The sequence below is a fragment of the Klebsiella sp. OBRC7 genome (assembly GCF_000293135.1).
Taxonomy (GTDB): domain Bacteria; phylum Pseudomonadota; class Gammaproteobacteria; order Enterobacterales; family Enterobacteriaceae; genus Klebsiella; species Klebsiella michiganensis.
Genome location: NZ_ALNJ01000137.1, coordinates 36,618 through 49,411 on the forward strand (window position 1 = coordinate 36,618; position 12,794 = coordinate 49,411).

Here is a 12,794-nt window from a genome sequence, read left to right on the forward strand (position 1 = left end):
GATTACCAGGGTGGCTAATATGCCGCCGTCCAGTTAACTGATTAAAGTGTGATCGAATGAAAATTACTATTTCCGGTACCGGTTATGTTGGTTTATCGAATGGCATCCTGATTGCGCAAAACCACGAAGTGGTGGCGCTGGATATCATTCAATCCAAAGTTGATATGATTAACCAAAAGATTTCTCCGATTGTCGATAAGGAGATCCAGGAATATCTGGCGGAAAAACCGTTGAATTTTCGCGCGACAACGGACAAGCATGATGCCTATCGTGATGCAGATTATGTCATTATCGCTACGCCCACTGACTACGATCCGAAAACGAACTACTTCAATACTTCGACCGTTGAAGCTGTTATTCGTGATGTCACCGAGATTAATCCAGACGCGGTAATGATTATTAAATCCACCATTCCCGTTGGTTTTACGCGTGATATTAAAGAGCGCCTGGGCATTGATAACGTCATTTTCTCTCCTGAATTTCTGCGTGAAGGCCGCGCGCTTTACGACAACCTGCACCCGTCTCGTATCGTCATAGGTGAACGTTCAGAACGCGCGGAGCGTTTTGCTAATCTGCTGAAAGAAGGCGCGATTAAGCAGGATATCCCGATGCTGTTTACTGACTCTACCGAAGCTGAGGCGATTAAGTTATTTGCCAATACCTACCTGGCGCTGCGCGTTGCCTACTTTAATGAGCTGGACAGCTATGCTGAAAGCCAGGGTCTGAACAGTAAACAGATCATCGAAGGCGTGTGTCTCGATCCGCGAATCGGTAATCACTATAACAACCCATCCTTTGGCTACGGCGGATACTGCCTGCCGAAAGATACCAAGCAGCTGCTGGCAAACTACGAATCTGTACCGAATAACATCATCGGTGCCATCGTCGATGCTAACCGCACGCGTAAAGATTTTATCGCTGACTCCATCCTGGCGCGCAAGCCTAAAGTCGTTGGTATCTATCGCCTGATCATGAAGAGTGGCTCCGATAACTTCCGCGCTTCCTCAATTCAGGGCATCATGAAGCGTATCAAAGCCAAAGGTATCCCGGTCATTATCTACGAACCGGTTATGCAGGAAGATGAGTTCTTTAATTCCCGTGTAGTTCGCGATTTCGACGCGTTCAAACAAGAAGCTGACGTGATTGTCTCAAACCGAATGGCTGAAGAGCTGTCGGATGTCGCAGACAAAGTGTATACCCGCGATTTGTTCGGTAGTGACTAAATCCCCCCTCTGGCCGGGAGATGTGCTGCCGGCCAGAATATTTCTCTCTCCTGAAGGGTTCAGCTATTCGCCTGACGAATCGTATCGCTTCTCTTCCCCGGCCCAACTCCCTAAAAAACGTGACCTCGCTTAAATTCTTCAATCGATCATCTTGTCCCAACCATTGAGGTCGGATATGTTAAATTCACCTTGTGAAGAGCTACCGTCACTGTGATGTAGACGCTGGAGATAAGCGCCGGAAGGTAAAACAGAGCCTGCTTGCAGGCTTTTGTTGTTTCTGGATCCCGGGTTCTCAGGCTTACTGCGTTGCGGTGAGGCGCTGATTGATATTTACACGGGGAGGGACGGGATCTTTCAAGGGAAGGGCGCAGGCATAGCAAACGCAAGCCATTCATGGCCATGAGAATTGCGTGCTGATGCTAAGGGTATAGTATCAGTTTAATATGACATTTTTATTTTAAAAGATATCCAATGCCAGCTGTAAAGACTATGCCTATCCCCACCGCTGGCAGTGTTTTATTCTTATATTATTATTTCCTATGCCTGTATTATAATTATATTAAGTTTTCTTTTCACCACTTTCGTTTGTTAAAAGTCAGCTTGGTCTTTTTCTGATCTTTGATATAAGAAATCAGAAAATAGACTGAAACAATCAACAGGATGGCAGCAACTGCTAAGAAAATTATGTTTGCCATAATGCGTACCAGAATGAAAGGAATATTATAAATCCGTTTGCCTGCGAACTAATATCTCTGCAAAAGCATGCCTTTGCCTGCCTAACATATCCTGAATTTAAGAAAATTCCTATAAGGTGTTTGTGGTTTTTTTTTGAGAAAAGTGGAAAAAACTTTTTCATTACCGTTACGTTGAACAATAGCGCTGTGGCTGACTTTACTGGCAGACTGATGCGCTGGGGATTGTTTGCTTTATAAGGTAATGCTCTTCGGTGAAAGTAATGGAAGTGGCTTAGATGAGAGTTTGTTGAAGGTTTTGTTTGCTTCGTGTTAAATCTGTGTTTAGGTATTGTGTGGTTTTTAGCGGCAGGCCATGAAAAATGACGTCTCTCAACTCGCAGCAGGATGGATAAGTTTATCCAATGACCATTTCAGATATAAAAAAGCCGCAGTAGCGTTCTGCTGCGGCTAAATCCACAATGCCTGATGTGACTACGCCTTGTAGTACGCTTTATACCAGTCAACGAAGTTCTTCACTCCCTGCCTGACCGTTGTCTGCGGTCTGAATCCCACCGCATCATACAGCGGCCTGGTATCTGCGCTGGTTTCCAGTACATCGCCCGGCTGTATTGGCATCATATTTTTCTCCGCCACCATCCCCAGAGCCTCTTCCAGAGCAGTGATGTAATCCATGAGCTCAACCGGTGAGCTATTCCCGATGTTATACACCCGGTATGGCGCAGAGCTATCCGCTGGTGAACCCGTTTCAACGGTCCATTCCGGATTAGGCTGCGGGATAATGTCCTGCATCCTTACAACCGCCTCAACGATATCGTCAATGTAGGTGAAGTCGCGCTTCATCTTGCCGTAGTTGTAGACATCAATACTCTTACCCTCAAGCATGGCTTTCGTAAACTTGAACAGCGCCATATCCGGACGGCCCCACGGGCCGTAGACGGTAAAGAATCTCAGTCCAGTGGTTGGAATGCCATAAAGATGCGAGTAGGTATGCGCCATCAGTTCATTCGCTTTCTTGGTAGCGGCATAAAGCGAAACCGGATGATCAACCGAATCCTCCGTAGAGAACGGCATTTTACGGTTCAGGCCATAGACCGAACTGGATGAGGCATAGAGCAAATGCTCAACGTTGTTGTGTCTGCAGCCTTCAAGAATGTTCAGATAACCAATCAGGTTAGCGTCAGCATAAGCGAACGGGTTTTCCAGGGAGTAGCGAACTCCTGCCTGCGCGGCGAGATGGATCACTCGGTTAAATTTCTCGTTAGCAAAAAGCCGGGCAATACCTTCACGATCCGCGAGATCGATTTTGTGAAAACTGAACAGGGGAGATTGCAGTAAATCCAGACGGGCCTGCTTAAGATTGATGTCATAATAGTCGTTCATGTTGTCGAGGCCGACAACCTCATGACCCGCCTCCAGAAGGCGCTTGCAGGTATGAAAGCCGATGAATCCTGCGGCTCCAGTTACTAAAAATTTCATATTCATCCTCTGGGGTGACTGTGTCCCGCTATCTATTCGTTGATTTTACACTGGCTTGCCGTGTGGATCACCTGCTTTACCGTTGCTGATTATGTTCATGTGTTCGCTGGGGAAGCGCTGGCGTCAGGATATCAATGGGTTTGTACTGGCGTTCTATAGTTTGAATGAAATTCATTATCTGTGCTTTATGATTAGCAAGGTAATGATTGCGTATGGTTTGATCGCGTACTTATGATTCTCTGTTCTGCGCGGATGGTTTATGCCCCGGAGAAATAACGCAGATTAAAATTGATTTTATGTTTGAGTTTACAATTATTTCACATTGAAGGCGGGTTTTTAAGGTTTTCTTATATAAATCAAAGGGTTATTTTCTTTGTAGTGTTTTGCTTAAATTATGTTTACCACCTGAATCATTTGCAATATGAATTGATTGGCAACGTATTTTCATTTTTATTCCTATAGACCAGCGCTATAATGCTGCTGCTCATTTGCATGACCATTGTGTTGTTAGCTTAATCAGCTATCCTGTGCGCAGCATTAAATATGACACTAAACTGATTGTTGGCGTCATTTCAATCAATATTGGAGCACAGTTTGCGCAGATTCATCAGAAGATGAATGGGTAGATAACGGAGACGAAGCCCTGTGATGCATGAAAAACAGGCTTGTTGGAAGAGCGAATTGAGAAATTCCTGATGGATGAGGCAAAAGCAAACAGCGAGAGTGTGCCCCTGCTTGAATCTTTATCGTTTTCAAGCGAGCAACACCCGGTGTTACGGGCTGCCACTTTTTCGACAGCCGCTGTTTAACGTCAGGACGGCGTTGAGCCAGTGCACTGTGGTTGTGATAACCGGCGCTGGAGGTTTGACAGACAAGATAGATGAATCATTACGCAGTTTGGTTGCGACAGCCAAGGGCGGTAGCGTGATTTAAAGCTATCTCATAACATGAAGGGGAGGGGGTATCTGACTGAAAAATAGCAGTTTTTACTGTTTTCCATGAAACAGCACATTAACTGGTCATCTCCAGGTCAGCATCTCACTTGTCCCAGTTCAGTATGCAAGATCTACAATGATCGGCTGCTGCCAATGCATTAAAGCGGAGACAAAACTCGGGAAAATCTTGCTTTAATCTATGTGCTTAGGTTTTCAGCTCGTATGCTCAAGTCACGGTATCTACCGGCAATCTAAAAGTTCGGGCGTTAGAGCTATCGCAGCTGACGGGGGTTTAGTCAGCTACAACGCGAGATCTAAAGTGCATAACAAAATGCTTAAAATTTCGTAGAATAATTTATGAGTATAAAAATGAAGTATAATCTAGGGTATTTATTTGACCTGCTTGTTGTTATCACTAATAAAGATCTAAAGGTACGGTATAAAAGTAGCGTGTTTGGTTATTTATGGTCAATTGCCAATCCTTTGCTTTTTGCGATGATCTACTATTTTATTTTCAAACTGATCATGCGTGTTCAGATACCTAATTATACCCTTTTTCTAATAACGGGGCTATTTCCCTGGCAGTGGTTTGCAAGCTCAGCAACAAATTCACTTTTTTCATTTATTGCTAATGCGCAAATTATTAAAAAAACTGTATTTCCGCGCTCAGTTATCCCGCTCAGTAATGTCATGATGGAAGGGTTACACTTCTTGTGTACCATTCCTGTCATCGTCGCTTTTCTTTTTGTCTACGGTATGCGTCCTTCGCTTTCGTGGCTGTGGGGAATACCGCTCATTGCTATCGGGCAGGTGATATTCACCTTTGGCATATCCATAATCTTTTCAACGTTGAATCTATTTTTTAGAGATCTGGAAAGATTTGTGACTCTCGGTATTATGTTGATGTTCTACTGTACGCCCATTTTATACGCATCCGATATGATTCCGGCAAAATATAGCTGGGTTATTGACTATAACCCTCTGGCGAGTATGATTTTAAGCTGGCGCAACTTATTTATGGATGGGGTTTTAAACTATGAGCATATTTCAGTATTATATTTGACGGGTATAGTGCTGACGGTTATCGGTCTGAGTATTTTTAATAAATTAAAATATCGCTTTGCAGAGATCTTGTGATGGAACCAGTAATTGATTTTAATAATGTGACAAAAGAGTATCCACTTTACCATCATATTGGCTCAGGTATTAAAGATTTAATATTTCATCCCAAAAGAGCATTTCAATTACTGAAGGGCCGCAAATATCTTGCTATTCAGGATGTTTCTTTTACGGTCGGTAAAGGAGAGGCCGTTGCGCTCATCGGGCGAAATGGCGCAGGCAAAAGCACATCTTTGGGGCTGGTTGCCGGCGTGATAAAACCCACAAAAGGATCGGTCACCACGCGTGGGCGAGTCGCTTCAATGCTTGAGCTGGGCGGCGGCTTTCATCCAGAATTGACGGGGCGCGAGAATATTTTTCTTAATGCCACACTTCTTGGGTTACGCCGTAAAGAGGTGCAGCAGCGAATGGAGCGCATCATTGAATTTTCCGAATTAGGAGAATTTATCGATGAGCCGATCCGCGTCTATTCTAGCGGTATGCTAGCGAAGCTTGGTTTTTCTGTTATCAGTCAAGTTGAGCCTGATATTCTGATTATCGATGAAGTGCTTGCCGTCGGCGATATTTCTTTTCAGGCCAAATGTATCAAGACGATTAAAGAGTTCAAAAATCGTGGCGTGACAATATTGTTTGTTAGCCACAACATGAGTGATGTGGAAAAGATATGCGATCGGGTTGTCTGGATCGAAAATCATCGTCTGCGGGAAATCGGTTCTGCTGAAAGAATCATCGAACTTTATAAACAAGCAATGGCCTAAATCTGGTAATTAAATGAATAGTATTAAGATCTATACCTGTCATCATAAGCCGAGCGCATTCCTTAATGCATCGATTATCAAACCATTGCATGTAGGTAAAGCCAACTCCTATAATGATATCGGCTGTATTGGCGATGATACAGGTGATAATATTTCGTTTAAAAACCCTTTTTACTGTGAGTTAACAGCACATTATTGGGTTTGGAAAAATGAATCTCTTTCTGATTATGTCGGCTTTATGCATTATCGCCGACATCTGAACTTTTCCTCAGAGCAGAGCTTTCCCGAAGATAATTGGGGTGTCGTTAATTCACCCGTTATTGATGCAGAGTATGAAAAGCAGTTTGGTTTAACCGACACGGCAATCCAGGATTGTATTTCAGGGTTTGACCTGCTGTTACCAAAGAAGTGGTCTGTGACCTCTGCCGGCAGTAAAAATAACCTCGATCATTATGAGAAAGGTGAGTTTTTACATATAAAGGACTATCTGGCTGCCCTGGAGGTTGTCGAAGAGCTTTATCCGGATTATAAAGCGGCTATTCAGCAGTTTAACAATGCCACAGATGGCTATTATACGAACATGTTTGTGATGCACAAAGATATGTTCGTAGATTATTCAGAATGGCTCTTCGCGATTTTGACTAATCTTGAAAGCCGCATCTCTATGAATAATTATAACGCGCAAGAAAAGCGTGTTATTGGACACATTGCTGAGCGTCTTTTTAACATTTATATTATTAAGCAGCAGCAAGACCGGGCCCTGAAAGTTAAAGAACTTCAGCGCACTTTCGTGACGAATGAGACATTCAACGGCAAGCTGGAACCGGTTTTTCCTCATGCTGCGCCGATAGTTATCAGTTTTGATGACAACTATGCCATCAGCGGTGGAGCCTTAATCAACTCCATTGTTCGCCATTCTGATAAAAACACCCATTACGATATTGTTGTGCTGGAAAATAAGGTGAGTAACCTTAACAAGCAGCGCTTACTAAAACTGGTCTCGGCCCATACAAACTTTTCACTGCGTTTCTTTGATGTGAATGCATTCACGGAATTGAATGGCGTACATACCCGAGCGCACTTTAGCGCATCAACCTATGCTCGCTTGTTTATTCCGCAACTTTTCCGTGAATATGAGAAGGTCATTTTTATCGATTCCGATACTGTGGTGAAGGCCGATCTTGCGACTTTGCTTAATGTCGACCTCGGCACAAACCTTGTTGCCGCCGTTAAAGATATCGTGATGGAAGGCTTCGTCAAGTTTGGTGCGATGTCGGAGTCGGCAGATGGCGTGATGCCCGCCGGCGAGTATCTGCAAAAAACGCTTAAAATGACCAATCCGGATGAGTATTTCCAGGCGGGAATTATCGTTTTTAACGTTGCCCAGATGGTGCAGGAAGATACCTTCTCCGCGCTGATTAAGACGCTCAAAGAGAAGAAGTACTGGTTCCTCGACCAGGACATCATGAACAAAGTCTTCTATGGCCGGGTTGAATTTTTACCGCTGGAGTGGAATGTCTATCATGGTAATGGCAATACGGATGACTTTTTCCCCAATCTCCAGTTCGCAACATATATGCGCTTTTTAAAAGCCAGAAAGAATCCGAATATGATTCACTATGCCGGGGAGAATAAACCGTGGAATACGGACAAGGTCGACTTTTATGACGATTTCCTGGAAAACGTCATCAATACGCCATGGGAAAAAGAGGCCTATTTCCGTCAGTTATCTCCGGTAAATTCATCAAGTCCTGCGCATACTGCAGGGCAAACGCCAGTTCTGCTTCAGACTAAGATCAAAAAAGCGTTGATGCCTTTCCTCAATAAATATGCTCCTGTCGGTTCACCGAGGCGTAACAAGATAACAAAATACTACTATAAAGTTAGACGCTCAATTCTTGGTTAAGGCTGCTGGAGTTATATTATGAACAGTAAAAATATTCTCATCGTCGGAGCGGGTTTTTCCGGTGTGGTTATCGCACGCCAGCTTGCTGAACAGGGTCATCACATCAGAATTATTGACCAGCGTGACCACATAGGCGGTAACTCCTATGATGCGCGCGATCCGCAAACTGACGTTATGGTTCACGTTTATGGCCCGCATATCTTTCACACCGATAATGAAACAGTGTGGAACTATGTGACTCAGCACGCTGAAATGATGCCGTATGTGAACCGTGTCAAAGCAACGGTTAATGGCCAGGTGTTCTCTCTGCCGATCAACCTGCATACCATCAACCAGTTTTTTGCGAAGACCTGTTCGCCAGATGAGGCCCGGGCGCTTATTGCCGAAAAAGGGGACAGTTCGATCCTGGAACCGAAGACCTTTGAAGAACAGGCTCTGCGTTTTATCGGCAAAGAGCTCTATGAGGCGTTCTTCAAGGGCTATACCATCAAGCAGTGGGGGATGGAGCCTTCGCAGCTTCCTGCGTCGATTCTTAAGCGTCTGCCGGTTCGTTTTAACTACGATGATAATTACTTTAACCACAGATTTCAGGGCATGCCGAAACTGGGTTATACGAAAATGATTGAGTCAATCGCCAATCATGAAAATATTACCATTGAACTTCAGCAATCCTTCAACGCGGAAGAGAGAGAACAGTACGATCATGTGTTCTATAGCGGGCCGCTGGATGCCTTCTATTCCTATCAATATGGTCGCCTGGGCTATCGTACTCTGGATTTTGAAAAATTCACCTGGCAGGGCGATTATCAGGGCTGCGCGGTGATGAATTACTGCTCACTGGATGTTCCTTACACCCGTATCACTGAACATAAGTACTTTTCGCCCTGGGAAACCCATGAAGGGTCGGTATGCTATAAGGAATACAGCCGCGAATGTGGCGAAAAGGATATCCCTTATTATCCGATTCGTCAGATGGGGGAGATGGCTTTACTCGATAAATATTTGTCCCTTGCGGAAAATGAAAAGAATATGACGTTTGTTGGCCGCCTTGGAACCTATCGATATCTGGATATGGATGTCACTATCGCTGAAGCATTAAATACAGCCGATAAGTACTTATCCTCCCTCAGCAGTAATGAGTCTATGCCAGTATTTACGGTTTCAGTGCGATGAATTGCTCCGCATTAATAGTCACGTATAATCGTTTAGAGAAGTTAAAACTGACTATTGCCAACACGGTGAAATTAAATTTTACAGCGATCGTTGTTGTCAATAACGGGTCCACGGATGGAACCCAGGCCTGGTTAGCCACCCTTAGCGACCCGCGAGTGATTGTTCTTAATCTGCCATCCAACAGCGGTGGCGCGGGTGGCTTTAAGGCCGGGAGTCAATATTTATGCGACAACGTCGATAGCGACTGGGTTTTCTTTTACGATGATGACGCCTGGCCCGAGAGCGATGCGCTGGAAAAATTTGCCCAGCTGGATAAGGCTAGCTGTCGGGTGTTCACCGCTTTGGTCAAGGATCTTCAGGGGCAACCCTGTCCGATGAACATGCCTTTTGCCAAAGTGCCGTCGTCGTTTATGGACACATTACGCTACATCAGAAATCCTGCGGCGTTTCTTCCGTCGGTTTCCCGGGCGTGTGCGGTACAGACGGTTTCCTTTGTCGGGATGATTATTCAGCGAGATTTGCTGCGAAAGAATATACACAATATTCACGATGAGTTATTTTTATATTTTGACGATCTTTACTTTGGCTATCAGTTAACACTCGATGGCGAAGAGATTCGCTATTCTCCCGAGGTCATCTTTACCCACGATGTGAGTATCCAGGGGAAATGTATTATTCCCGAATGGAAGGTTTATTATCTTTGTCGAAATCTTATTTTGGCGAAGAGAATTTTTCCGCGAGTTGCCATTTTTAGCCGTCTCTCAATCCTTTTACGGTTGATTAAATATGTATCAATATTGCCATGGCAACGCAATAAATTGTTATATTTTAAATACTTGCGTCGTGGAATTTTCCACGGTGTAAAAGGAATCAGCGGTAAGAATCATTAAGTGGATATAGCAATGAAAAAACTGTGTTATTTCATAAACTCGGATTGGTATTTTGATTTGCACTGGATTGATCGTGCGATCGCCGCCCGAGATGCTGGTTATGAGATTCACATCATCAGTCATTTTGTCGACGGTAAAGTGCTGAATAAATTTAAAACATTCGGTTTTAAGTGTCATAATGTTCCACTTGATGCTCAATCATTTAATGCATTAACTTTCTTTCGGGCCTTTTTTGCCTCCCGAAAGCTCATTAAAGAAATTAATCCCGACCTTTTACACTGTATTACTATTAAACCTTGTCTGATCGGTGGGCTCCTGTCCAGGACAAACAACCGTCCCGTCATCGTGAGTTTTGTCGGTCTGGGTCGTGTATTTTCTGGTGATACGGGTTTTCTTAAGCTATTGCGCAATATCACCATCATGGCCTACAAATATATTGCCAGTAATAAGCGCAGTATATTTATGTTTGAGCACGATAAAGATCGTAAAAAACTGGCGGGTTTTGTTGGGATTGACTATCAGCAGACTATTGTCATCGATGGCGCGGGTATCAATCCGGAGATCTATAAATATTCTCTGGAGCAGGAGCGTGACGTTCCGGTTGTGCTGTTTGCCAGCAGAATGCTCTGGAGTAAAGGGCTCGGGGATTTAATTGAAGCCAAGAAAATCCTCGAAGCAAGAAATATTCATTTTACGCTAAACGTTGCCGGGATACTCGTTGAAAACGATAAAGATGCCATATCCCTTGCGGTGATCCAGCAATGGCATAAAGAAGGCCTGATTAACTGGTTAGGTCACAGCTCTAACGTCTGCGACTTGATCGAGGAGTCGAACATCGTGGCATTACCTTCGATCTATTCCGAAGGCGTGCCGCGTATTCTGCTAGAGGCTTCCTCGGTTGGCCGGGCCTGCATTGCCTACGATGTTGGCGGCTGCGATAGCCTGATCATTAATAACGATAACGGCATTATCGTGAAAAGTAACTCTCCGCAGGAGCTGGCCGATAAGCTTGAATTCTTGTTAGCCAATCCCAAAGCACGAGTAGAGATGGGTATCAAAGGACGGCAACGCGTTCAGGATAAGTTTTCTAGCGGTATGATCATTAGCAAGACCTTAAAGACTTATCATGATGTGGTTCAGGGATGATGTAACGCAAGAGATTACATCTTCATGTAAATCAAACACCTCCGAAGCGGTTGCATTTTAAGCTATGTAACTGCTCAGCAAACGCATGATGAGTTTAATGATTGCGTGCCTCTTATTTTGAAGGTGATTGAATGTCTGATGAATTAAGTAACGTTATTGTATCCGTTATTATCCCTGTCCATAACGCCGCGGAGTATATTGCTGAGACGCTTACTACGGTGTTAGCCCAGTCTTTAAAAGAGATTGAGATTATCCTTGTTAACGATAACTCAACGGATAATACTCTGGATATCGTCACTAAAATAGCCAGTGAAGATTCGCGAGTCCGGGTTATCACCAATCCGAGCAACGTCGGTGGCGGCGAATCGCGAAATATCGGCTTACGTATCGCGACCGGCGAATACATCATTTTCCTCGACGATGACGATTACGCCGATAAAGAGATGTTAAAGAGAATGTCCGACCGGGCTACGGCCCAGCAAACGGATGTTGTTATCTGCCGGTGCCAGTCAATCGATCTGCAAACCAATACCCGCTCTCCCATGCCTTTGTCGGCGCGGGAGGATTTACTGCCTGAAAAAGAGGTCTTCTCTTCACGGGAAATTGCTGACGATTTTTTCAGAGCCTTTATATGGTGGCCATGGGATAAGCTTTTTAGACGCGAGGCTATCCTGGCATCGGGCCTGGAGTTTCAACCGCTGAGAACCACAAACGACCTGTACTTTGTGTGTTGTTTCATGCTGTTAGCAAATCGTATCTCTCTGCTTGATGAGATCTTAATCTCTCATACTATCCATCGCGCTGAGTCGCTTTCTTCCACCAGAGAAGATTCGTGGCACTGCGCGCTGCAGGCATTAACTTCGCTACGTTTGTTTATGCAAGATCGTGATTTACTGGCGTCCAGAAGTCGTGATTTTAATAATTACGCCGTTGTTTTTCTTGAGTGGAACTTAAATACGATCTCGGGCCCTTCCTTTAACCTGCTCTTCAACGATGTGAAGTCGTTCATCTTATCTTTAGAAATCGATCGTGATGACTTTTATGATGACTTTATCAAAGCTGCGTATGGCCGGATCGTTAATCAGTCAGCGGAAGAGTATATTTTTTCTCTGAAAGACAGAGCGCTATGCGAGCTGGAACATGCACAAATGTTGAACTCAACGCTGCAGGAAGAAATGACTTCTCTTAAACAGTCGACGGTATCTCAGCGAAGTGAAATTGATGTTCTGAAGGCGCAGGTTAGCGATAAAACCACCATTATCCACGAGCTTGAACAGCGGAATACGCATTTAGAGGACGAGTATCAAACTCGACAACAGAAATTGCTCAGCATCGAAAATGCGTACCATGAGCTGACCCAGCGCTATACAGATTTGGTTTCATCTTTATCGTGGAAAATGACGAAACCATTGAGGCTAGTTAAAGAAATAACTGCACGAAAAAAGTCATGACGACGATAAACAGGTGATATCA

General features: G+C 44.2%; 10 protein-coding genes. 8 read left to right on the forward strand and 2 right to left on the reverse strand.

What is annotated here, in order from left to right; genetic code table 11:
- Positions 1–56: 56 nt before the first annotated feature.
- Positions 57–1,223: a UDP-glucose 6-dehydrogenase gene (ugd, locus tag HMPREF1144_RS25655; protein WP_009654486.1), complete on the forward strand. Its 1,167-nt coding sequence runs from the start codon at positions 57–59 to the stop codon at positions 1,221–1,223.
- A 572-nt stretch (positions 1,224–1,795) separates the two neighbouring features.
- Here the strand turns inward: ugd and HMPREF1144_RS33135 are convergent.
- Positions 1,796–1,918 (reverse strand): small membrane protein, encoded by a 123-nt coding sequence (locus HMPREF1144_RS33135; RefSeq protein WP_004138729.1) that lies wholly within the window; start codon positions 1,916–1,918, stop codon positions 1,796–1,798.
- 471 nt (positions 1,919–2,389) lie between these two features.
- Positions 2,390–3,394, reverse strand: coding sequence for an NAD-dependent epimerase (locus tag HMPREF1144_RS25660; RefSeq protein ID WP_009654497.1), 1,005 nt, complete (start codon positions 3,392–3,394; stop codon positions 2,390–2,392).
- Between the two features lie 1,304 nt (positions 3,395–4,698).
- Between HMPREF1144_RS25660 and HMPREF1144_RS25665 the strand changes: the two genes are divergently transcribed.
- The 7 genes from HMPREF1144_RS25665 to HMPREF1144_RS25695 all read left to right on the forward strand — a co-directional run bounded on the left by HMPREF1144_RS25665 (position 4,699) and on the right by HMPREF1144_RS25695 (position 12,772).
- Positions 4,699–5,466, forward strand: a complete 768-nt coding sequence (locus HMPREF1144_RS25665) for an ABC transporter permease (RefSeq protein WP_004138730.1) — start codon at positions 4,699–4,701, stop codon at positions 5,464–5,466.
- A complete protein-coding gene (locus tag HMPREF1144_RS25670; RefSeq protein WP_004852439.1) occupies positions 5,466–6,206 on the forward strand; it encodes an ABC transporter ATP-binding protein in 741 nt (246 codons plus the stop codon). Before HMPREF1144_RS25665 ends, HMPREF1144_RS25670 begins: the two co-directional genes overlap by 1 nt.
- A 13-nt stretch (positions 6,207–6,219) precedes the next feature.
- Complete coding sequence (locus HMPREF1144_RS25675) at positions 6,220–8,112, forward strand: DUF4422 domain-containing protein (RefSeq protein WP_009654500.1); 1,893 nt, start codon at positions 6,220–6,222, stop codon at positions 8,110–8,112.
- 18 nt (positions 8,113–8,130) lie between these two features.
- Positions 8,131–9,285, forward strand: coding sequence for a UDP-galactopyranose mutase (glf, locus tag HMPREF1144_RS25680; protein ID WP_009654478.1), 1,155 nt, complete (start codon positions 8,131–8,133; stop codon positions 9,283–9,285).
- On the forward strand, positions 9,282–10,175 hold the full coding sequence (locus HMPREF1144_RS25685; protein ID WP_042928531.1) for a glycosyltransferase: 894 nt from the start codon (positions 9,282–9,284) through the stop codon (positions 10,173–10,175). Before glf ends, HMPREF1144_RS25685 begins: the two co-directional genes overlap by 4 nt.
- The gene (locus HMPREF1144_RS25690; RefSeq protein WP_009654460.1) at positions 10,176–11,321 is read left to right on the forward strand and encodes a glycosyltransferase family 4 protein; all 1,146 of its coding nucleotides are present in this window, start codon (positions 10,176–10,178) and stop codon (positions 11,319–11,321) included.
- 131 nt (positions 11,322–11,452) lie between these two features.
- A complete protein-coding gene (locus tag HMPREF1144_RS25695; RefSeq protein ID WP_009654481.1) occupies positions 11,453–12,772 on the forward strand; it encodes a glycosyltransferase in 1,320 nt (439 codons plus the stop codon).
- Positions 12,773–12,794 lie beyond the last annotated feature (22 nt).

Excerpts from the sequence above, each read along its gene's own strand:
- HMPREF1144_RS25675 (WP_009654500.1), top strand. The coding sequence starts at position 6,220 with ATGAATAGTATTAAGATCTATACCTGTCATCATAAGCCGAGCGCATTC.
- HMPREF1144_RS33135 (WP_004138729.1), bottom strand. The coding sequence starts at position 1,918 with ATGGCAAACATAATTTTCTTAGCAGTTGCTGCCATCCTGTTGATTGTT.
- HMPREF1144_RS25695 (WP_009654481.1), top strand. The coding sequence starts at position 11,453 with ATGTCTGATGAATTAAGTAACGTTATTGTATCCGTTATTATCCCTGTC.
- HMPREF1144_RS25660 (WP_009654497.1), bottom strand. The coding sequence starts at position 3,394 with ATGAAATTTTTAGTAACTGGAGCCGCAGGATTCATCGGCTTTCATACC.
- ugd (WP_009654486.1), top strand. The coding sequence starts at position 57 with ATGAAAATTACTATTTCCGGTACCGGTTATGTTGGTTTATCGAATGGC.
- glf (WP_009654478.1), top strand. The coding sequence starts at position 8,131 with ATGAACAGTAAAAATATTCTCATCGTCGGAGCGGGTTTTTCCGGTGTG.
- HMPREF1144_RS25670 (WP_004852439.1), top strand. The coding sequence starts at position 5,466 with ATGGAACCAGTAATTGATTTTAATAATGTGACAAAAGAGTATCCACTT.
- HMPREF1144_RS25685 (WP_042928531.1), top strand. The coding sequence starts at position 9,282 with ATGAATTGCTCCGCATTAATAGTCACGTATAATCGTTTAGAGAAGTTA.
- HMPREF1144_RS25665 (WP_004138730.1), top strand. The coding sequence starts at position 4,699 with ATGAAGTATAATCTAGGGTATTTATTTGACCTGCTTGTTGTTATCACT.